General features: G+C 63.0%; 17 protein-coding genes. 11 read left to right on the forward strand and 6 right to left on the reverse strand.

Annotated elements, in window-relative coordinates:
• The first annotated feature begins 183 nt into the window (after window positions 1-183).
• The 3 genes from phaZ (at window position 184) to QNI87_RS07170 (ending at window position 3,871) form a co-directional block, all read left to right on the forward strand.
• On the forward strand, window positions 184-1,428 hold the full coding sequence (gene phaZ, locus QNI87_RS07160) for a polyhydroxyalkanoate depolymerase (RefSeq protein WP_300595493.1): 1,245 nt from the start codon (window positions 184-186) through the stop codon (window positions 1,426-1,428).
• A gap of 175 nt (window positions 1,429-1,603) precedes the next feature.
• Window positions 1,604-2,611 carry a nitronate monooxygenase gene (locus QNI87_RS07165; protein ID WP_300595494.1) on the forward strand — a complete coding sequence of 336 codons (1,008 nt, stop codon included), beginning with the start codon at window positions 1,604-1,606 and terminating at the stop codon, window positions 2,609-2,611.
• A gap of 147 nt (window positions 2,612-2,758) precedes the next feature.
• A complete protein-coding gene (locus QNI87_RS07170; protein WP_300595495.1) occupies window positions 2,759-3,871 on the forward strand; it encodes a choloylglycine hydrolase family protein in 1,113 nt (370 codons plus the stop codon).
• Window positions 3,872-3,921: 50 nt separating this feature from the next.
• On the opposite strand, the gene QNI87_RS07175 is transcribed toward QNI87_RS07170, so the two are convergent.
• The 5 genes from QNI87_RS07175 to QNI87_RS07195 all read right to left on the reverse strand — a co-directional run bounded on the left by QNI87_RS07175 (window position 3,922) and on the right by QNI87_RS07195 (window position 8,204).
• On the reverse strand, window positions 3,922-4,440 hold the full coding sequence (locus QNI87_RS07175; protein ID WP_300595496.1) for a DinB family protein: 519 nt from the start codon (window positions 4,438-4,440) through the stop codon (window positions 3,922-3,924).
• Window positions 4,441-4,654: 214 nt separating this feature from the next.
• A complete protein-coding gene (locus QNI87_RS07180; RefSeq protein ID WP_300595497.1) occupies window positions 4,655-5,836 on the reverse strand; it encodes an acetyl-CoA C-acyltransferase in 1,182 nt (393 codons plus the stop codon).
• 109 nt (window positions 5,837-5,945) lie between these two features.
• On the reverse strand, window positions 5,946-6,395 hold the full coding sequence (locus QNI87_RS07185) for a MaoC family dehydratase (protein WP_300595498.1): 450 nt from the start codon (window positions 6,393-6,395) through the stop codon (window positions 5,946-5,948).
• 121 nt (window positions 6,396-6,516) lie between these two features.
• On the reverse strand, window positions 6,517-7,989 hold the full coding sequence (locus QNI87_RS07190) for a DUF5935 domain-containing protein (protein WP_300595499.1): 1,473 nt from the start codon (window positions 7,987-7,989) through the stop codon (window positions 6,517-6,519).
• Entirely contained in the window at window positions 7,989-8,204 is a 216-nt protein-coding gene (locus QNI87_RS07195; protein ID WP_300595500.1) for a hypothetical protein, read from the reverse strand. Before QNI87_RS07195 ends, QNI87_RS07190 begins: the two co-directional genes overlap by 1 nt.
• A gap of 77 nt (window positions 8,205-8,281) precedes the next feature.
• Between QNI87_RS07195 and QNI87_RS07200 the strand changes: the two genes are divergently transcribed.
• The 5 genes from QNI87_RS07200 to QNI87_RS07220 all read left to right on the forward strand — a co-directional run bounded on the left by QNI87_RS07200 (window position 8,282) and on the right by QNI87_RS07220 (window position 17,860).
• Window positions 8,282-9,598, forward strand: coding sequence for a TIGR04063 family PEP-CTERM/XrtA system glycosyltransferase (locus QNI87_RS07200; RefSeq protein ID WP_300595501.1), 1,317 nt, complete (start codon window positions 8,282-8,284; stop codon window positions 9,596-9,598).
• A gap of 58 nt (window positions 9,599-9,656) precedes the next feature.
• Complete coding sequence (locus QNI87_RS07205) at window positions 9,657-10,757, forward strand: hypothetical protein (RefSeq protein ID WP_300595502.1); 1,101 nt, start codon at window positions 9,657-9,659, stop codon at window positions 10,755-10,757.
• Between the two features lie 323 nt (window positions 10,758-11,080).
• The gene (gene gltB / locus QNI87_RS07210) at window positions 11,081-15,733 is read left to right on the forward strand and encodes a glutamate synthase large subunit (RefSeq protein WP_300595503.1); all 4,653 of its coding nucleotides are present in this window, start codon (window positions 11,081-11,083) and stop codon (window positions 15,731-15,733) included.
• Window positions 15,734-15,855: 122 nt separating this feature from the next.
• Window positions 15,856-17,292, forward strand: a complete 1,437-nt coding sequence (locus QNI87_RS07215; RefSeq protein WP_300595504.1) for a glutamate synthase subunit beta — start codon at window positions 15,856-15,858, stop codon at window positions 17,290-17,292.
• Between the two features lie 37 nt (window positions 17,293-17,329).
• Window positions 17,330-17,860 (forward strand): AAA family ATPase, encoded by a 531-nt coding sequence (locus tag QNI87_RS07220; protein WP_300595505.1) that lies wholly within the window; start codon window positions 17,330-17,332, stop codon window positions 17,858-17,860.
• A gap of 43 nt (window positions 17,861-17,903) precedes the next feature.
• Here the strand turns inward: QNI87_RS07220 and ung are convergent, their stop codons facing one another.
• On the reverse strand, window positions 17,904-18,590 hold the full coding sequence (ung, locus tag QNI87_RS07225) for a uracil-DNA glycosylase (RefSeq protein ID WP_300595506.1): 687 nt from the start codon (window positions 18,588-18,590) through the stop codon (window positions 17,904-17,906).
• Between the two features lie 83 nt (window positions 18,591-18,673).
• Here ung and QNI87_RS07230 point away from each other — a divergent pair, with 83 nt between their 5' ends.
• Genes QNI87_RS07230 through QNI87_RS07240 form a run of 3 tightly spaced genes read left to right on the forward strand, consistent with a single transcriptional unit; the run spans window position 18,674 to window position 20,612 of the window.
• Entirely contained in the window at window positions 18,674-19,294 is a 621-nt protein-coding gene (locus QNI87_RS07230; RefSeq protein ID WP_300595507.1) for a ribonuclease D, read from the forward strand.
• A 53-nt stretch (window positions 19,295-19,347) separates the two neighbouring features.
• The gene (lptC, locus tag QNI87_RS07235) at window positions 19,348-20,016 is read left to right on the forward strand and encodes an LPS export ABC transporter periplasmic protein LptC (RefSeq protein WP_300595508.1); all 669 of its coding nucleotides are present in this window, start codon (window positions 19,348-19,350) and stop codon (window positions 20,014-20,016) included.
• On the forward strand, window positions 20,013-20,612 hold the full coding sequence (locus tag QNI87_RS07240) for an LptA/OstA family protein (protein ID WP_300595509.1): 600 nt from the start codon (window positions 20,013-20,015) through the stop codon (window positions 20,610-20,612). Before lptC ends, QNI87_RS07240 begins: the two co-directional genes overlap by 4 nt.
• Window positions 20,613-20,615 lie beyond the last annotated feature (3 nt).

Here is a 20,615-nt window from a genome sequence, read left to right on the forward strand (position 1 = left end):
ATAGGATAAGAATCTCCAAGTAAGCGGGAAACAGGGGCTCCAAAAGAGCCCTGCTCAAGTCGTGTTAGGGCCACGGGAACGGCCTCGACGCGCCGCCGTGAGAGGATGCCGGATCAGCCCTTGCGCGCGTGGATCGCCTGGCTTCGATTAGTTTCGGGCGAATTGGACGAAGGGAACTATCTCATGCTGTACCAAGCGTACGAATTGCAGCGCAACTGGATGAACTCGGTCAGCTCGCTGGCCTCGATGAGCGCCGAGATGCTCGGGCGAACCGCTGTTCCGTTCGGGTTTTCGAATTTCGCGCCAATCACCGCCAACGCGCTCGATGTCCTCGCGCACGCGACGGCGAGCTACGACAAGCCCAAGTTCGGCATCAAGGAAGTGCCGGTGGACGGCAAGCTCTACCCGGTAACCGAGGCAACCGTCCTCCGGCGCCCCTTCGGCAACCTGAAGCGCTTTCGCGTGGCGGGGATCGGGAAGGACCGGCCGCGGATCTTGATCGTTGCTCCGATGAGCGGCCACTACGCGACGCTCTTGCGCGGAACGGTCGCCCGGATGCTCGAATACGCCGAGGTTTTCATCACCGACTGGGCAGACGCCAAGGTCGTGCCGGTTGAGGAAGGCTCGTTCGATCTTGACGACTACATCGATTACCTGATCGAGTTTCTCGAGCACATCACAACCAAGAACGAAGGGCGGCGTCCGCATATGATGGCCGTCTGCCAGCCCAGCGTGCCGGCCTACGCGGCAACCGCCCTGCTCAATCTGCACAAGTCGCCCGCCACGCCGCTGACGCTCACCATGATGGGAGGGCCGATCGACACGCGCGAAAGCCCGACGAGCGTGAACAACCATGCGATGAAGCGCCCGATCGAGTGGTTCCGTCAAAGCGTTATCGCGACCGTGCCGTTCAAGTATCCTGGCGCGGGGCGCCGCGTCTATCCCGGTTTCATGCAGCTTTCGGCGTTCATGAGCATGAACCTGCAAAGCCACATGATGAGCCATTACGAGATGTTCAAACACCTCACGGCCGGCGATCAGGACAGCGCGCAGGCGACCAAGGACTTTTACGACGAGTATCGCAGCGTGTGCGATATGACGGAGGAATTCTATCTTCAGACGGTTGAGGAAGTCTTCCAGAAGCACTCGATCCCGAACGGAACCTTCGAGCACCGCGGCGAAGTCGTCGACCTTTCCAAAATCACCGACACCGCGCTGCTCGCGATCGAAGGGGAGCGCGATGACATCTCAGGCCTTGGCCAAACCAAGGCCGCGCTGAAGCTCGCAACCGGCCTCTCCGAGGACAAGAAACGATACTACATGGCCGAAGGCGCCGGGCACTACGGCATCTTCAACGGCAGCCGTTGGCGCAACAAGATCGCGCCGGTGGTCGAGGAGTTTATCGCCGAGCACGCGCAAGAGCGCTGACCTAACGGAGCAAGTCCAAGCAGCCGTCATTGCCTGCGCGAGCGCACCATAACGTGAGTGCATGAAAAGAGCTCACTCCCGGCCAAACTCGAAGGTGGACAGAAGCCTCGCGGCAAGCGACAGGCAAGCGCATTTGCGTTGAAGCCAAAACGCGGCCCCGATAGATGTGGGCGCGATGAGTGATCGCCTAGCAAACAGCCCCTTCGCCAAACGCTTTGGGCTCACAACTCCGATTGCGCTTGCGCCGATGGCGCTGGCTTCGGGCGGTGAGCTGGCGGCGGCGTGCGCCAAGGCCGGGGCGCTCGGGCTAATCGGCGGGGGCTATGGCGATCCAGGCTGGACGCAGCGCGAATACGGTATCGCCGCACAGGCGCTTTCAACGCAGCCAGAAGCGGCGGCCCAGCTGGGATGCGGCTTCATCACCTGGAGGATGAAGGAAGACCGCTCGGCGCTTGACTACGTGTTGGACCGCGAGAGGCCTCCCGCCGCAATCATGCTGTCGTTTGGCGATCCGAGCGAGCTTGCGCGCGACATCGTGGCGCGCGGTGTTCCGCTTATCTGCCAGATCCAGACCATGGCGCAGTTGCCGCAAGCGGTCGATGCCGGCGCCAGTGTAATCGTCGGCCAGGGCGTTGAAGCGGGTGGGCACGGCATGAAATCGGCCCAGGGGCGCAGCACCTTCACCTTCGTCCCCGAGATCGCCGACTGGCTGGCGGCTCACGCGCCTCACGTTGATCTGTTGGCGGCGGGCGGGGTTGCGGACGGGCGAGGGCTGGCCGCCGCGATGACACTCGGTGCGGATGGCGCGTTGATCGGCTCGCGGCTATGGGCAACGCAGGAATCGCTCGCAGCTGACGCCGCCATTGCAGAAGCGGTGCAAGCAGGCGGCGACGACACCGCGCGCTCGGGCGTGTTCGATATCCTGCGCGAGAAGAACTGGCCCGCCGAATACGATTTCCGCGCGCTGCGAAACGCCCTCCATCGCAAGTGGGAAAACCGGCTCGACGAACTGCGCGCCGATCCTGAGGCCGCCATCGCCGACTACAAAGCCGGCGTCGCGGCGCAGGACTATTCCCGCGCGCATGTGACGGTGGGCGAAGGGACCGGGCTGATCAGCGAAAACGCAAGCGCCACGCAAGTGATCGAAGCGATCACCTATCAAGCGGGCAACTTCTTCCGGTAAGACTTTGCAGCTTAGCCCTTGTCATCTGACTGAGGCATAATCCAGCTACAAATCGCGACAATGAATGAATGGCCATTCAAATGGTCTTCGATAAGCCTGCCATCAAAGATACAAAGTATCACGGGGCAAAAGGAGAGGATGTTCGTCATGAAAGTTGCTTCACTCAAATCCACCCTCGCAGCGGCGCTTGCCGGGGCGCTTTGTTTCGCGCAGGCCGCGCAAGCCTGCACTGGCATAATGTTGCAAGGCGAAGACGGGTCTCACATTCGCGCGCGCACCATGGAATGGAGCGCGTTCGACCTTGAATCTTCCGTCACACTTATCCCGCCCGGCTTTGCCATGGCGGCAACCATGGCTGACGGTAAGGCGGGTGCGACTTGGACCACCAAGTATGGATATGTCGGCGCCACAGGCTTGGGCAAGCTGCTCACCACGGATGGCCTTAACGAAAAGGGCTTGTCGGGAGGGATTTTCTATCTGCCTGGCTTTGCCGACTTCCCGGAAATGAATGAAGAACGCCGCGCCGCCTCGCTCGGACCGACCGATGTGATCAATTACTTCCTTGGCAATTTCGCAACCGTTGCCGAAGTGCGCGAAGCGATGGCCGACCTCGAAATTGTAAGCGTGGCCGAGCCGGCGCTCGGTTTCACGCCTCCGGTCCACTATTTCGTCGCTGATGCAACTGGAGACCGATTGGTTATCGAAGTGGTCGGCAAGGAGGTCAAACTCCATGAAGCGCCGCTCGGCGTGATCACCAATTCGCCAGCCTATGACTGGCACATCACCAACCTTCGCAACTACATCAACCTGTCGGCTACCGCACTCCCCACTCGCACGGTGTCAAAGGTGGACTTTGCGCCTTTGGGCGCTGGCAGCGGTATGATCGGGCTGCCTGGCGATTTCACCCCGCCCTCGCGCTTTGTGCGCGCAGTGGCTTTCAGCCAGACATCGCGCCCCACTAAAGGTGGCTATGACACAGTGCGTGAAAGCTTCCGCATCCTCGATAACTTCAATGTGCCGGCGCACGGCGTAACGGGCGGAGAAGAGCACGAAGGTGGCCTGGTGCTCAGTTCGACGCAGTTCACATCATCAGCCGATATGAACAAGCTGCGCTTTTACTATCACACTCAGCACAACCGGCGAGTGCGGATGATTGATCTAAACGCGGTGGATTTTGGCGGACTGGGCGGAGTGCCCAAGATGATTGCGATGGACAAAAACCGCGATGAGGATATCGAACCGGTCCGCTTTGGCCCTTAACCGAGCCGCTCGAACCGCACCGTTCGATCCCAGCGTCTAAGCGCCTGAGTTTATGCCTCGGGCCACAGGTCCAAGGGCATGATGAACAGGCACGTGTCCTTCGGCCTTGCCCCAGCGGCGGTCAGCATCGCGTGGGCTTGCCCACGGTGATGGGTCTGGTGGTTGAAAAGGTGAGTGAGGATCACGGTCAGCGGCGCCTTGGCGTTCGCACGGATGGCTCCGCTGTACCACTCAAGCGAACCCTTGATCGGTCCCGGCTCATAGGCATCGCACCACTCGATCAACGTCGCATCCAGTTCGGTCCGTTTGGCCCTTAGCTCGCCAAAATCCTCGACAAACCGCGCGCTTTCGCGGTTCGGAACGTCGGGAGGCTCACACAAATCGAAGCGCGACAGCCAGATGCGGTCAGCCCAATAGATGTGCGAAAGCGTGCCGTGGATCGAACCGAAGAACGCGCCGCGATCCAGCCGCCGGTCCGCATCGGACAACCCTGCCGCCGCCTCGTAAAGGCTATCGTTCTGCCAGCGATTGTAGCGCGCCATCGAGCGCAGATAGTCGCTTGTAATCATGGAGGCGCTCTCTGGGGTGATCCCGCGCGCAGCGTACCGCGAAACGCGCCAATCTGTCATCTGCAAACACGAAAAAGCGGCGCAGAGATCGCTCTCCACGCCGCCCTTAACTCTTGGTCACGGCAGTCAAAGCGCGACCGCGCGCCGACCGATAGGCCGCCTTCCGCTCAGGCGCGAGCGTTAGCCCGCTAGCCGTGAGCGCAAGCCAACGCGTCTAGAAGACCTCGAACAGCCCCGCTGCGCCCATGCCGCCGCCCACGCACATCGTCGTCACGACATACTTCGCGCCGCGGCGCTTGCCCTCGATCAGAGTGTGGCCAACGCAGCGCGCGCCGGTCATGCCATAGGGGTGACCGATCGAGATCGAGCCGCCATTGACGTTGAGGATGTCGTTGTCGATCCCCAGTTTGTCGCGGCAGTAGAGCACCTGCACGGCAAAGGCCTCGTTAAGCTCCCACAAGCCGATATCGTCCATCTTGAGCCCGGTGCGCTCCAGCAGCTTGGGAATCGCGAAGACCGGGCCGATGCCCATCTCGTCGGGCTCGGTACCCGCGACCGCCATACCGACATAGCGGCCAAGGGGCTCAAGGCCCTTCTTCTCGGCAACCTTGGCTTCCATTACGACCGAGGCGGACGAGCCGTCCGACAGCTGCGAGGCGTTGCCCGCGGTGATGAACTTGTCGGGCCCCATGACAGGATTAAGCGCTGCAAGACCCTCAAGCGTGGTTTGCGGGCGATTGCCCTCATCCTTCTCGATGGTGACTTCTTGCTGGCTAACCTCGCCGGTCTCCTTGTCCTTGACCATCATGGTGGTGGTCACGGGCACGATCTCGTCGTCGAACTTGCCGGCCTGCTGCGCAGCGGCGGTGCGCATCTGCGATTGCAGCGCGTATTCGTCCTGCGCTTCGCGGCTGACATTGTAGCGCACGGCCACGGTCTCAGCGGTGTTGAGCATGGACATGTAGATGTCCTTGTGCATCGCGATCAGCGAGGGATCGGGCGCAACGCGCATATCGGGCGTCTGAACGAGGCTGATCGATTCCTGACCGCCGCCCACAACCACGTCCATGTTGTCGATGATGACTTGCTTGGCTGCGGTGGCGATCGCCATCATGCCGCTTGAGCATTGGCGGTCGATCGACTGCCCCGACACGGTCACCGGAGCCCCGCCGCGCAGCGCGACCTGGCGGCCGATATTGCCCGCCTGCGCGCCCTGCTGAAGCGCGCTGCCCCAGACAACGTCGTCGATTTCGGCCGGGTCGATGCCGGCGCGCTCGACGGCGGCGGCAAAGGAATACGAACCGAGCGTGGCGCCCGGCGTGGCGTTAAAGCCGCCCTTGTAAGCGCGCCCAATCGGCGTGCGGGCGGTGGAGACGATGACTGCGTCGCGTGACATGGTTGAAGGTGTCCTTTAACTTGCGCGAGTCCCAGCAAATGCCGGGATCTCAAGAGATGTTGCGCGGGGATGAAGGAGGTCCCAGCCTTCGCCGGGGCTCACAGAATAATCAAACAAAATACTGCGTGATCCATTCGCAGATCAGAGCGGGCTTGTCCTCGCCTTCGATCTCCATCGTGATCTCGGCGGTCTGCTGCCACTGGCCCGGGCGTTTTTCGATCATCTCGACCAGTTTCCAATGGCCGCGAATGCGTTTGCCGGCGCGGACCGGCGCGATGAAGCGGGTCTTGTTGCCGCCGTAATTCACGCCCATCTTCACGCCCTCGATCTTGGGCATATCGCTGTTGGCGCCGAGATAGGGGATCATCGACAGTGTTAGGAAGCCGTGCGCGATGGTGCCGCCGAACGGCGTCATTTTGGCGGCTTCCTCGTTGACGTGAATGAACTGGTGATCGCCGGTCGCATCGGCGAACTGGTTGATGCGCTCCTGGCTCATCTCCACCCATTCGCTGCTGCCAATGTTTTCGCCGACTTTCGCGGCAAGATCCTGCGGGGTCATAAAGCTCCTCCTCTCGTCGATGCGCGCGTTCCCGTGCGTGGGGCGCTGTTTTCAGGGGGCTTCATGACGCATAGGAAAGGCCAAGGCAACGCCCCGTCGGCGCTGCGGCAGGGTCGGCGGCCTATGCCGTTACGGTATCGCTGGACGCAGCGCTTTTGGCCGAGGTGGGCTCGGCTGGGCCGGAGCGCTCCTGACGGGTTCCCGGGCGCGTTTCGGGGCGGTTTTGCAGGACGCCGCGACCGCGCGCCGATTCGATCCGGCGGCAATAGGAATTGAGCCCGATCTGCAATCCGATGATCATCAGCATGACCGGCTGATAGGCAATCCCCTGGAAGGTCGCTCCCACCAGATAGACAAGGCTCGCCAGCTGGAGCGCGGTGGCCATGGGAGCGATCCACCCTTCATCGTCTCCAGGATCGCCCGCAGCGTCGCGGTCTTTTGCAAACCCAGCGCGTTCGCGCGCGCGCCAGCGCCGCGCAATCCGCTCCATCTGCCACAGACCCAGCGCGTGCAGCGCCAGCCAGATCGTCAGCCCCGGCCAGCCCTGCTCACCGAGAACTTCGAAGAAGGCGGAGTGAAACGCGCGCGCTTCGTCGGTCACTTCGACATACTCGACAACGCTCGTATTGCCGCTCTCGGCCCTCACCGGCATGCGATAGGTGAAGCTGTTGCCAAGGAAGGCGTCGAAGCCTCCGCCAAGCGGCTTGTCCTCGACATATTCGAGCGTCCATTTCCAAACCGCAACACGGGTGGAGGCGCTCTCGTCCCCGTCAGGCTCGGCGATCGTGGCCATTCGCTCATAATAGCTCTGCGGCAGGAAAGGCAGAGCGGCGAGGCCGAGAGCGGCGGCTCCGCCCAGATAAAGCGCGCGCCGCTTTGTGTAGCGCAGCATCAGAACGCCAAGCGCGGCGATACAGACAAGGCCCGTGCGCGCCTCGGTGCCAATCGGGATAAGCAGACAGGCGAAGATGAGCCCGGCGGCAAACGCGCTCACCGTCCAGTGCGGCCGGAAGATAGTGCCATACCGCGTGAACCACCAGATCAACGGGATGAGCGCAATCGCCACCGTCGCGAGCGTCGAGCTTTCGTAGATCCCGCTGTTGTCATCGACGAAGAAATTGAGGTTTTCGTACCCGCCACCGCCCAGCACCGTCTTCATGCCGGTTGCAATCACGATCATGCCGACGCTCAGAACAAGGGTCAGCGCCAGCGCTTCGAGCCGCGCGCGCGTGGTTAGCGTGAAGGGGAGGAAGATTGCGAAAACCAGCGCCTTCCACACCCAGTCCCATTTCGTCTGCGCGGCTTCGGGAAACTCCGCGTTCCCGGTCGTCCAGAAGCAGTAGGCAAGCAAGGCAAGCAACAGGCCCTGTCGCATAGAGAAGCCGACCGCCTCCTTGCGATCAAGAACGACATATCCGCCAAACGCGGCAAGGAAGGCGATCAGCGAAATCTGAAGGTTCTCGATAAGCCCCCAGGCGATACGCTGGGGCGCGATGATATCGATGTAGATGTAGAGCAGCACCCACAAGAACGGTCGACGCAAACCGAGCAGCAACACATAGGCCGCAAAAGCGAGGAAGACCGCGCCCAGCATCAGGTCGCCCGATCCTGTCTCAACGGCTTGGTACCGGGCTTCGAGCGGCGAGAAGCCTGGCGCTGTTGGTTCGTCTTCCGCAGTTTTTCGAGCAAGGGATCGACGTCAACCTGCCCGCGCGCGGCCAAGCGCAGAAAAGCCAGCGCAAGCAGGCCGTGGCCAATGGAAAGGGCAATGTAATCGATCATGCTCGCGCGCTGTCTTTGCGACGCCATGGGTAACGCCCGCAAACGGACGATAGGGCAATGCAGTTGACGCCTCGTTAAGCACGTCGAGGCTAGGCCTTCAGATCATGATGCGCGTCCTTCACGTTCTCGATCACTCGCTGCCGCTGCACAGCGGCTACGCGTTCCGCACGCGCGCCATACTCAAGGCGCAGCAGGCGATCGGGTTGGAGGTGCGCGCGGTCACCGGCCCGCGCCATGCAGCCGAAGTCTCCGGGAAATCCGAGGCTGGGGCGGTGGAGCGCATCGAGGGGCTGACATTCCACCGCACCGCTGGAGGGGCCGCCGGCCCCCTTCTGGTACGCGAGCTGCGAGAGGTCAGCGCGCTCACCGCCTCGATCAAGACTATCGCAAAAGAGTGGCGCCCGCACGTCGTCCACGCCCATTCCCCCGCCTTGTGCGGAGCCGCGGGCTTGCGCGCGGCGAGAGCTTTAGGCGTCCCGTTCGTCTACGAGATCCGCGCGTTCTGGGAAGACGCCGCGGTCGGCAACAAAACCGGCGTCGAAGGCTCGGCCAAATACCGCCTTACCCGCGCTGTCGAGACCGAAGTGGCGCGCCAGGCGGACGCGGTCTTTACGATTTGCGACGGCCTGCGCGATGATCTCGCGGCGCGCGGCCTTCCAGCGGGCAAGATCGGGGTGATGCGCAATGGGGTCGATCTGACGCTTTTCGGCGATCCGCCGCCACGCGATCACGCGTTGGCCAGAGCGCTGGGGCTTGTCGAAGGCGCGAGCGTGATCGGCTATGTCGGCAGCTTGTACGATTATGAAGGCGTCGATGATCTTATCGCCGCCATGCCGATGTTGCGCGCCGAGCATCCCGGCGCGCGGCTCCTTGTGGTGGGCGGTGGCAACATGGAAGAGGCGTGGCGCCTCGCCGCAGAGCGGCTACCCGAGCGCGATACGGTGATTTTTGCAGGCCGCGTTCCCCACACGCAGGTCGAGCGCCATTATTCGCTCATCGACGTTCTCGCCTATCCGCGCAAGCGCTCGCGCCTGACCGATCTTGTCACCCCTCTCAAACCGCTCGAAGCGATGGCGCAGCGCCGGTTGGTGGCCGCATCGGATGTCGGCGGGCACCGCGAACTGATCGAAGACGGGGTCACCGGCGCGCTGTTTTCAGCCGACGACCCTGCGGCGTGCGCCACCGCTCTTTCAGAGCTGCTGACAGCGCGCGAGGTGTGGCCCGCGATGCGCGCAGCAGCCCTCGCCCGTGTTCACGAGCGTCACGACTGGGCGCGCAACGTGGAACGTTATCATTCCGTTTACCATCACCTGTTAACCATTCTTAAGCGCGAAAGCGGAGGACCGTCCGACATCTCGGCGCGGGCGAATGCCACTGTGAGATCGCGGACAGACGAAGAGAAAGCGCGCGCGCAAGGGTGAGGCCCTCGCGCATCGCGTGCCGGTTCCCAAGCGCAGGGACTGAAAGGTGTGGGGCGCCATGGCAAGTGAAGAAACGCGGGCGAACGCCGAGCGCAAGGCCGCGGAACAGAAAGCCAAGGACGACGCCAAGGTCGCGGCGCGCTCATGGCGTCATCTGGCTCTCGCCGCCCTTCCAACGAAAGCCATTGCTCGCCATCGCTTCTTCGTTGCGATCCTTGCGGTCTGGGGCGCGGCCCTGCTCGGCCTGAGCGTTCTGTCTCTCTCAAACGCCGACATGACGGGGCTCTCGGCGCTTCTGGGCTTTGGGCCTTCCGCTCGCTTGAGCATCGCCGCCATCGCTGCGATCATCGGAGGCGCCGTTGCGGCGCTGGTCGCGCGCGCGCTGCGCCAATCGCTGACACGCGGTGCGCAGGCTGAACCGACGCATAGCGACCCCGAACATGACCTTATTCCATTCGCCCCAACTCCGATCGACCCCGCCTCGGATCTTGGCGAGGAAAACCAGGAGATTGGCGAGCAAGACGATCCTGTTGCGCCAGCCGAGGTCGATCGCATCGATGACCAGCGTGAGAGCGCCAATATACAGGACGCGGTTACCGAACGCGCCGACGCGCCCGATGTCGATGAGGAGACGCAAGCGGCGCCTGCAAAGGCCCCGCCAGCCGCCGCGAGTGAGGAGCTTGACCTTGGCGCGTACACCGAGGTCGAAGAGGACCGCGATTTTGAAGAAGCGGAAAAGGCCGCCGCCAGCGCCGCTTCGGCGCTTTTGCTGGCATCCAGAGCCTCGGCCCAATCGGGCGTTGAGAAACTGCGTCAGACCGCGCCGGGGGACCTTAGTCTTGTCCAACTGGTCGAACGTTTCGCAGCGGCCTTGAACGATCTTCAGCCGACACGTTCGGAAAGCGGCGCTGCGCGCACGCTGCCGGACATCGGTCCGGAGCGCGAACGCGCATTGGCGGAGGCGCTCAAGGTGCTTGAAGCCTTCACCGAGAACGAACGCACGCCAGCGCCAGTCACTAAGAAAACCCGCAAACCGGGGCGCTTTGGCGCATCTTTCGGCGGGCAGGCCAGCGGTCCGAGCCCCTCTTCGCCCAGCGATGCCGAGCGCGATCTGCGCGAGGCACTTGCAAAGCTCCAGAACCTGCAGGGCGCGGCCTGATAGCCGGCAACCCGCTGGCAGCGCAATCCGGCCCCAAGACCAGGTCCGAAAGGGATGCAAAATCCTCACGCTCGCGCGACTTTGCGTAAGCTGCACGCAACAGCGTTAAAGGCAAGCTTTACTCAGGCGTAATATTCCGTCGCACTGCGCGGTTGCAAAACCATTTTTTGCTTGGCAAGGGAGTGAGCGAAACGCTCCTTGTTCTGACTCGTTTTCAGCACAGGGTCTGAGAGCACGCCGTCTGGCTCCCCAACAGCACCCTTGGCACACCGCCAATGTGCACGCATCGCCAGGGCCGGCATCTGACAGGATGAACGCACACCATGGGACACCCGGTCTCCCAGGGTCTCTACGACCCCGCCAACGAACACGACGCCTGCGGCGTGGGCATGATCGCGCATATCAAAGGCGAAAAGTCCCACGACATTGTGCGCCAGGCGCTGCAAATCCTTGAAAGAATTGATCATCGCGGCGCGGTGGGAGCCGATCCGCTTCTGGGGGATGGCGCGGGCATCCTTCTGCAAATACCCGATCCGTTGATCCGCAAATGGGCCGATGCGCACGAGCGTTCGCTTCCGCAGCCCGGAGATTATGCGGTGGCGCAGTGCTTCATGCCTCAGGATGAGGCCGCGCGCAGTTTTATTACTGAGCGGTTCGAGCGATTTATCGCCAAGGAAGGCCAGCGCCTGATTGGCTGGCGCGATGTGCCCACGACGCTCGATGGGCTGGGCGACGCTGTCATCGATTCGATGCCGGTGATGCAACAGGCGATCATTGCGCGCGGAGAGACGACACCTGATCAGGACGCCTTTGAGCGCAAGCTTCTGGTGATCCGCAAGCAGGTCCAGAACCCGCTGCAAGATCTCGCCAGAAAGCACGACCTTCCCAGCCTGAACGATCTCTACATGCCGAGCTTTTCGAGCCGCACGATCGTCTACAAGGGCCTGTTGCTGTGCGATCAGGTCAACAGCTTTTACGACGATCTGCGCGATCCCGGCTGCGTTTCGGCCCTGGGGCTGGTGCATCAGCGCTTTTCGACCAACACGTTCCCGAGCTGGCGGCTGGCCCACCCCTTCCGCCTGATCGCGCATAACGGCGAGATCAACACCGTGCGCGGCAATGTGAACTGGATGAACGCGCGCCGCCGCACGATGGAAAGCGATCTGCTCGGCCCCGATCTCGACAAGATCTGGCCGATCATCCCGCATGGCCAATCCGATACGGCCTGCCTCGACAACGCCTTGGAATTGCTTTTGGCGGGTGGCTACAGCCTTGCCCATGCGATGATGATGCTGATGCCCGAGGCCTGGGGCGGCAACACGCTTATGGATGAGGGGCGCCGGGCGTTCTACGAATATCACGCCGCGTTGATGGAGCCGTGGGACGGCCCGGCGGCGGTGTGTTTCACCGATGGCCGACAGATCGGCGCCACGCTCGACCGCAACGGCCTCAGGCCCGCACGCTTCTGTGTAACCAAGGACGATATCGTTTGTCTGGCTTCGGAAAGCGGCGTCCTGCCCTTCGACGAGGCGGACATCACCCGCAAATGGCGCCTGCAACCGGGCAAGATGCTGCTGATCGACCTTGAAGAAGGCCGCATCATCGAGGACGGCGAATTAAAGGCCAATCTCGCCGCCGCGCAGCCTTACGCCCAATGGCTTGACCAGGCGCAGTTCAAGCTGGACGATCTGGACATTGTCGATCCGGAGTTTGCCGAGCTTCCGCAGGATGAGAACAAGGAAACACCCACCCTGCTCGCAGCGCAGCAGGCGTTCGGTTACACGCAGGAAGACCTGTCGAAGTTCCTCGAACCGATGGCGCTCAAAGGCGATGATCCCATCGGCTCTATGGGAACCGACACGCCGATCGCGGTGCTCTCCAGTCGCTCCCGGCTGATCTACGACTATTTCAAGCAGAACTTCGCGCAGGTCACCAATCCGCCGATCGATCCGATCCGCGAGGAACTGGTGATGAGCCTGCTTTCGATGATCGGCCCGCGGCCCAATCTGCTCGGGCGCGACGCGGGCACGCACAAACGGCTCGAAGTCGAACAGCCTATCCTCACCAATGAGGATCTCGCCAGGATCCGTTCGATCGAGACCACGCTCGACGGCGCGTTTCGCTGCGCGACCATCGATATCACATGGGACGCCGAGAGCGGGGTCGAAGGCCTCGAATTCGCGATCAAGGAGATGTGCTGGGCCGCAACCGAAGCGGTCTTGCAGGATCACAACATCCTTGTGCTGTCTGACCGTAAGCAAGGGCCGGACCGCATCCCCATGCCCGCGCTGCTGGCGACGGCTGCGGTGCACCACCACCTCGTTCGCCAGGGCCTGCGGATGCAGACCGGCCTGGTGGTCGAATCCGGAGAGCCGCGCGAAGTGCACCATTTCTGCGTGCTCGCCGGCTATGGCGCCGAAGCGATCAATCCTTACGTCGCGTTTGAAACCATTGAAGAAATTCGCGCCCGCAAGCATCCGGAGATTGAGCCTGCCCAGGCGGAAGCCAATTATATCAAGGCGATCGGCAAGGGCATCCGCAAGGTTATGTCGAAGATGGGCATCTCGACCTACCAGTCCTATTGCGGCGCGCAGATCTTCGATGCAGTCGGCCTCTCAAGCGCGTTCGTCGAGACCTACTTCACCGGCACCGCCACCACGATCGAAGGCATCGGTCTGGCGGAAATCGGCGAAGAGGCTGTGCGCCGCCACGCGCAGGCCTATGGCGATAACCCGTTATACGAGGGAATGCTCGATGTGGGCGGGATCTACCAGTTCCGCCTGCGCGGCGAAGAACACGCGTGGACCCCTCAGAACGTGGCCCAACTCCAGCACGCCGTGCGCGGCAACAAGGCGGAGACATACGAAGAATTCGCGAAGTCGATCAACGAGCAGTCCGAACGCCTGCTGACGATCCGCGGGCTCATGGAGTTCAAGACCGCCGAAACGCCCTTGCCAATCGACGAGGTCGAACCCGCAAGCGAGATCGTCAAGCGTTTCAGCACCGGCGCGATGAGCCTTGGCTCCATCAGCCACGAAGCGCACTCGACCATGGCGCTCGCCATGAACCGGATTGGCGGGCGATCCAACACGGGCGAGGGGGGCGAGGAGCCGTTCCGTTTTCAGCCGCTCGAGAACGGCGATTCGATGCGCAGCCGGATCAAGCAGGTGGCAAGCGGGCGGTTCGGCGTGACAACCGAATACCTCGTCAACTCCGACGATATCCAGATCAAGATGGCGCAAGGCGCAAAGCCCGGCGAAGGGGGCCAGTTGCCCGGACACAAGGTCGACAAGCGGATCGGCGCGGTGCGACACTCGACGCCGGGGGTCGGACTGATCTCGCCGCCCCCGCATCACGATATCTACTCGATCGAAGACCTTGCGCAGCTGATCCACGATCTCAAGAACGTGCAGCCCGAGGCGCGCATATCGGTCAAGCTTGTCTCCGAGGTCGGTGTGGGCACGGTCGCGGCGGGCGTTTCGAAGGCGCGCGCGGACCATGTGACGATCTCGGGCTATGATGGCGGAACGGGCGCCTCGCCGCTCACATCTCTGACGCACGCCGGCAGCCCGTGGGAGATCGGCCTTGCCGAAACGCAGCAGACGCTGCTTCTCAACGATTTGCGCACCCGCATCGCGGTGCAGGTCGATGGCGGGCTTCGCACAGGACGCGATGTCGCCATCGGAGCGCTGCTAGGCGCGGACGAGTTCGGCTTCTCCACCGCGCCGCTGATCGCGGCGGGCTGTATCATGATGCGCAAGTGCCACCTCAACACCTGCCCGGTCGGCGTTGCGACGCAGGACCCGATTCTGCGCAAGCGTTTCACCGGCACACCCGAACACGTGATCAACTACTTCTTCTTCGTGGCGGAAGAGCTGCGGGCGATCATGGCGCAAATGGGCTTTCGCACGCTGGACGAGATGGTCGGGCGCGTGGACCGGCTCGACATGAACCGCGTGCACCGCCACTGGAAGGCGCGCGGGATCAGTCTCGACCGCATCCTCTACAAGCCCGAGCTTCAGGACGGATCGTGCCTGCGCCAGACCGAGAGCCAGGATCACGGTCTGGGCGGCGCCATGGACGTGCGACTGATTGCCGAGTGCCAGAACGCGATCGAAGCGAGAAAGCCGGTGCAGATCGATTGCGACATCCGCAATGTGAACCGCACGGTGGGCGCGATGCTGTCGGGCGAAATCGCCAAGGCGCACGGGCATGACGGCCTGCCGCCCGAAACCATTCGCATCAACCTCACCGGCGTCGCCGGGCAGAGCTTTGGCGCCTGGCTCGCCCACGGCGTCACGCTCGACCTTGTTGGCGATGCCAACGATTACGTCGGCAAGGGGCTCTCGGGCGGCCGGATCATTGTGCGCCAGCCCGATAGCGCGCCGCGCAACGCGAACGAGAACATCATCGTCGGCAACACCGTGCTCTATGGCGCGATTGCGGGCGAGGCCTACTTTAACGGCGTCGCCGGCGAGCGGTTTGCGGTGCGCAATTCGGGCGCCATCGCGGTGGTCGAAGGCACCGGGGATCACGCGTGCGAATATATGACGGGCGGTGTGGTGGTTGTGCTCGGCAAGACCGGGCGCAACTTTGCTGCCGGCATGAGCGGCGGGGTGGCCTACGTCTACGATCCGGACGGCGTGTTTCAGTCGCTGGTCAATCACGCGCAGGTCGATCTTTTGCCGATCAGCGCCGAAGCGGATCTGGACGAGGGAACAGGGCGGCCTCAACAGCGCGGGCGTTCGGTGCACGACTTCGGCATGGGCGACATGCTGCGCCACGACGCGGAGCGGCTGCGTATCCTGGTGGAGCGGCATCAGCTGCACACAGGCAGCGCCGTCGCGAACGAACTCCTGGCGGACTGGGACGCAGCGTTGCCGCGCTTCGTCAAGGTCATGCCGCGGGACTACAAGCGCGCTCTCGAAGCGCTGGAGGCCGAACGCGAAGAAGCCGCAAGCGTGGCGGCGGAGTAGCTTGTGTTGATACCGTCATTGCGAGGAGCGAAGCGACGCGGCAATGCAGGGCCGCTGAGCTCAAACGCTCTGGATTGCTTCGCTTCGCTCGCAATGACGAATTGATTTGAGGTAGAACAAACGTGGGCAAAGACACCGGATTTCTGGAACTCGATCGGCGCGAGCGCGATTATCTCGACCCGAAAGAGCGCCTGAACAATTACCGCGAATTCGTGGTGCAGCCGAGCGACAAGGTGCTTTCGGACCAGGCCTCGCGCTGTATGGATTGCGGCATTCCCTATTGTCACAATGGCTGTCCGGTGAACAACCTGATCCCGGACTGGAACCACCTCGTCTACGAGAACGACTGGAAGACCGCGCTCGACCTGCTGCACAGCACGAACAACTTCCCCGAATTCACCGGCCGCATCTGCCCCGCTCCGTGCGAGGCCAGCTGCACCCTCAACATCATCGACCAGCCGGTCACCATCAAATCGATCGAGTGCGCGATCATCGATCGGGGCTGGAAGGAAGGCTGGGTCCACCCACAGATCCCCGAGACCAAGACGGGCAAGTCGGTCGCGATTGTGGGCTCCGGCCCCGCCGGACTCGCCTGCGCGCAGCAGCTCGCGCGCGCCGGGCACAGCGTCACCGTGTTCGAAAAGAGCGACCGCATCGGCGGTCTGCTGCGCTACGGCATTCCCGACTTCAAGATGGAAAAGCACCTCATCAATCGCCGCGCGGTGCAGATGGAAGCCGAAGGTGTCGAATTCCGCACCAGCAAGGAAGTCGGCGTCGATGTATCCTTCGCCAGCCTTAAGGAGAACTTCGACGCGGTCGTGCTCGCGGGCGGAGCCGAGGACGCGCGCCCTCTGGGCATTCCGGGCGCCGAAATGAATGGCGTGCGACTGGCGATGGAGTTCCTGACCCAGCAGAACAAGCGCAATGCGGGCGATGACGAACTGCGCGCCGCGCCGCGCGGCAGCCTGCTTGCGACGGGCAAGCATGTCGTCGTCATCGGCGGCGGCGACACCGGCTCGGACTGCGTGGGCACCTCGAACCGCCAGGGCGCCGCGTCCGTTACCCAGCTTGAGATCATGCCCAAGCCGCCCGAGCACGAAGACAAGGGGCTTACCTGGCCCGACTGGCCGGTCAAGCTGCGCACCTCGTCGAGCCACGAAGAGGGCGTGGAGCGCGACTGGGCGGTGCTGACCAAGCGCGTGATCGGCGATGGCGAGACCGTCACCGGGCTCGAATGCGCACGGGTGGAATGGGTTGACGGCAAGATGCGCGAGATCGTCGGCAGCGAATTCACGATCAAGGCCGATCTGATCCTCCTCGCAATGGGCTTTCTTGGCCCCAAGAAAAAGGGCCTGCTCGATCAGAGCGGTGTTGCGCTGACGGACCGTGGCAATGTCGAGGCGGACACCGAGCGGTACGCGACCAGCGAAGAAGGCGTCTTCGCCTGCGGCGACATGCGGCGCGGTCAAAGCCTTGTCGTCTGGGCCATCCGCGAAGGCCGCCAATGCGCGCGCAGCGTCGATGAAGCGCTGATGGGCGCAAGCGAGCTGCCGCGCTGACCGACCCGCGCTGGCCGCAAAGCGCTTGGAACGCTGTGTGAACAGGCGCTACCTGATCACCGGATGCTCGGGCGGTGGCAAGTCGACGCTGGCCCATCGCCTGGAAGCGCGCGGATATAGCGTCGTTCACGAACCCGGCCTGCGCGTGATCCATCGCGGCGGTCCGAAGCCCTGGGAGGACCGTCTCGGGTTTTTCGAAGCCGTTACCGCGATGTCGCTCGCCGACCTCGACTGTCCCGTGCCCGAGGATGCACCGACATTTCACGATCGCGGGTTATTCGATGCCCTGTCAGGCCGCGCGAGCCGAACCAAGGTTCCGATCACCGAATTGATACCGAGCGGGTTCTCCTACGCACAGCCGGTGTTCTTCGCCCCGCCCTGGCCCGAGATCTACGAGCGCACGCCGGATCGTCCGCACTCCTTCGAAATGGCGCGAGACGAGGCCGACCGCTTGCGGCGCGATCTGACGGCGCTCAAGATCGGGGTTGTAGAACTCCCAAAAGCGAGCGTGGAAGAGCGGGTCGAACTGGTTCTCGAAGCCGCGCTCGGACACCGGGGTCAAAGCTAGCAGCACTCGCCCGAGCCGCCCGCTTTGACTTGTCGAAAGTGCGTCAAAGCGCCCAGTCGATGCCCCCGCGCCCATTCGCTTCCAGAAACGCGTTCGCCTGACTGAACGGCTTTGAACCGAAGAAGCCATTGTGCGCCGAGAGCGGGCTGGGATGCGGGCTCGACAGCACCAGGTGATGCGCGCCGGAGCCGAGCGCTCTTATCCGCCCCGCCTTCTTCCTCGCATGGCTGCCCCACAGGATGAACACGGTGGGATCCCCGCGCTCCGCCACCGCTGCGACGCAAGCGTCCGTGATCGCGTCCCAGCCGCGCCCGGCGTGGCTGCCCGCCTTGCCCGCCTCGACCGTCAGCGTGTTGTTGAGCAGAAGGACGCCTTGCTCGGCCCACTTGGTCAGGTTGCCATGGCTCGGACGCGCGAGCCCGAGATCGCTCTCCATCTCCTTGAAGATGTTCACCAGCGAGGGGGGAACCTTGACGCCGTCTTGCACGGAAAACGCCAGACCATGCGCTTGTCCCGGCCCATGATAGGGGTCTTGCCCGAGGATGACGACCTTGACCGTATCGAGCGGGGTGAGCGCCAGCGCGGTCAGCCGGCTCCCTCGCGGGGGGTAGACCGCTTTGCCCGCGCCTTCCTCGGCGCGCAGCCAGCCACCCAGACGACGCGCTTCGGGACTGGCCAGCGCGGGATCCAGCGTGTCTCGCCAGCTTTCAGGGATGGACTCAGCGGTCATGGAGCCCAGGTTAGCGCGACCCGGGCGAGCCCCACCACACACCCCTTCCCACCTATCCCCAATCCGCGTAGAGGGCGAACACAATGACAGTGCATTTTCACGAAGAAGACTTGCCCGAAGGCGTGCTCCAGGGAACGGGCGCGCTTGCCGTCGATACGGAAACAATGGGTCTCATCACCTCCCGAGACAGGCTCTGCGTCGTGCAGATCAGCGATGGTTCGGGCGATGAGCATCTCGTGCGCTTTGGCGTTGGCAGCGAATACGACGCGCCGAACCTGTGCAAGATCCTCGCCGACGAAAGCCGCGTTAAGCTTTACCATTACGCCCGGTTCGATCTCGCGGCGATCCAGTATTATCTGGGGGTGATGGCCGCGCCCGTTTTCTGCACCAAGATCGCCAGCAAGCTGGTGCGCACCTACACCGATCGGCACGGGCTGAAGAACCTTTCGAAAGAGCTGCTCGATGTCGACATGTCGAAACAGCAGCAATCCTCGGACTGGGGCGGTCCGATCCTGAGCGATGACCAGCGCGAATACGCGGCGTCCGATGTCCGCTATCTGCACCGGCTGCGCGACGAACTGACGGTGAGGCTTGAACGCGAAGGGCGCCTGCATCTGGCTGAGGCGTGCTTTGAGTTTCTTCCCACCCGCGCATCGTTGGACATTGCCGGTTGGGCGGATCGCGATATCTTCAGCCACGAATAGACCCTGAGAAGGCCGGACGCAGGCCAGAGCCCGGAGAATGCAAGGCACACCAAATGGTCATCAAGCGGCGCATAGAAACGAGCGAGGCAAAGGCTCTGCGCAGTCGGCGCCAGCATTTCGCCGCGCCCGGCGGTCGTCACGACAAGCTGGTTGGCTTTCTGGCCCGCGTCCTGCCCATCGGCGTCGGCGTGATCGCGGCGTTGATGGTCATCACCCCGCTTTCCCCTCGCGGCGAAGTCAGCTTTCTGCTCGATCGCAACGAAGTGTCGGTCATTGACGAGCGCCTGCGCGTGGACAACGCCATGTATCGCGGGCGCGACGATCAGGGGCGGCCCTTTTCCATCACGGCGGGCGAGGCCATTCAGCGCTCAAGCGTCGAGGGGCTGGTGCGCATGGACGATCTGATCGCCCAAATATTGCTGCCCGAAGGCCCGGCGCGCCTCTCGGCCAATGGCGGCGTCTACGACATCGACGAGGATGTCGTGGACATTGACGGTCCTGTGCAATTGATCGCAGCGGATGGATACCGGATGACGGCCTCTGGTGTATCGGTGAGCCTTAAGAGGCGGGAGATGGTGGGAGACAAGGGTGTGACGGGCGAAATCCCGGCGGGGAATTTCACGGCAAAATCCATGCGCGCAGATCTTGCCGCGCGGACAGTCACGCTCGACGGCGACGCGCGCCTCACCGTGATCCCAGGCAAAGTGAGTATGCCCGAATGAGCGATACGCAAACCTTAAAACGCACGATCGGTCGAGCGTCCTCGCTTGCCGGGCTGTCCATCGTCTATGCGCTGGGCGGGTTTACGCTGACGCTGGCCCTGATGGGAGACATGCAGCTGAGCGCGCAAGGCTTCTCCGCGCACAACACCCGCGCGCCGGTCGATATCGATGCTGGCCGGATCGTGGCGCAAGAGCGCGAGGACCGCGTGGTCTTTTCCGACAACGTCATCGTGACGCAGGACGACCTGACCGTTCGCGCGGCGCGCATGCAGCTCAATTACCTCAACGCCTCAACGCTTGAGCTCAAGCAGATTACCGCAACCGGCGGTGTGAGCGTGGCGCGCGGCAACCAGCGGGCGACGGGCAGCACGGCTGTTTACGATTTCAGTCGCCGGATCATCACGCTTTCGGGCGATGTGCGGCTTCGCCAGGGCAACAACACGCTTTCGGGCGGTCGCCTTGTGATCGACCTCGATACAGGCATTTCGAGTGTGGATGGCCGGGCGTCGGGTGGCAGCGCTCCTGCGGGTTCGACGAACGGGCGCGTGCGTGGCACCTTCACCGTGCCGCAGGAAGAGGACGAGCCCGAAAACTGAGCC

Source organism: Erythrobacter sp. (assembly GCF_030066995.1).
In the GTDB taxonomy this organism is placed as follows: Bacteria; Pseudomonadota; Alphaproteobacteria; order Sphingomonadales; family Sphingomonadaceae; genus Erythrobacter.

What these genes read in the sequence shown, in the direction of transcription:
- phaZ (WP_300595493.1), top strand. Translation starts at nt 184, where the DNA reads ATGCTGTACCAAGCGTACGAATTGCAGCGCAACTGGATGAACTCGGTC.
- QNI87_RS07240 (WP_300595509.1), top strand. Translation starts at nt 20,013, where the DNA reads ATGAGCGATACGCAAACCTTAAAACGCACGATCGGTCGAGCGTCCTCG.
- QNI87_RS07165 (WP_300595494.1), top strand. Translation starts at nt 1,604, where the DNA reads ATGAGTGATCGCCTAGCAAACAGCCCCTTCGCCAAACGCTTTGGGCTC.
- QNI87_RS07190 (WP_300595499.1), bottom strand. Translation starts at nt 7,989, where the DNA reads ATGCTGGGCGCGGTCTTCCTCGCTTTTGCGGCCTATGTGTTGCTGCTC.
- ung (WP_300595506.1), bottom strand. Translation starts at nt 18,590, where the DNA reads ATGACCGCTGAGTCCATCCCTGAAAGCTGGCGAGACACGCTGGATCCC.
- QNI87_RS07175 (WP_300595496.1), bottom strand. Translation starts at nt 4,440, where the DNA reads ATGATTACAAGCGACTATCTGCGCTCGATGGCGCGCTACAATCGCTGG.
- QNI87_RS07170 (WP_300595495.1), top strand. Translation starts at nt 2,759, where the DNA reads ATGAAAGTTGCTTCACTCAAATCCACCCTCGCAGCGGCGCTTGCCGGG.
- gltB (WP_300595503.1), top strand. Translation starts at nt 11,081, where the DNA reads ATGGGACACCCGGTCTCCCAGGGTCTCTACGACCCCGCCAACGAACAC.
- lptC (WP_300595508.1), top strand. Translation starts at nt 19,348, where the DNA reads ATGGTCATCAAGCGGCGCATAGAAACGAGCGAGGCAAAGGCTCTGCGC.
- QNI87_RS07195 (WP_300595500.1), bottom strand. Translation starts at nt 8,204, where the DNA reads ATGGCGTCGCAAAGACAGCGCGCGAGCATGATCGATTACATTGCCCTT.
- QNI87_RS07180 (WP_300595497.1), bottom strand. Translation starts at nt 5,836, where the DNA reads ATGTCACGCGACGCAGTCATCGTCTCCACCGCCCGCACGCCGATTGGG.
- QNI87_RS07200 (WP_300595501.1), top strand. Translation starts at nt 8,282, where the DNA reads ATGATGCGCGTCCTTCACGTTCTCGATCACTCGCTGCCGCTGCACAGC.
- QNI87_RS07185 (WP_300595498.1), bottom strand. Translation starts at nt 6,395, where the DNA reads ATGACCCCGCAGGATCTTGCCGCGAAAGTCGGCGAAAACATTGGCAGC.
- QNI87_RS07230 (WP_300595507.1), top strand. Translation starts at nt 18,674, where the DNA reads ATGACAGTGCATTTTCACGAAGAAGACTTGCCCGAAGGCGTGCTCCAG.
- QNI87_RS07205 (WP_300595502.1), top strand. Translation starts at nt 9,657, where the DNA reads ATGGCAAGTGAAGAAACGCGGGCGAACGCCGAGCGCAAGGCCGCGGAA.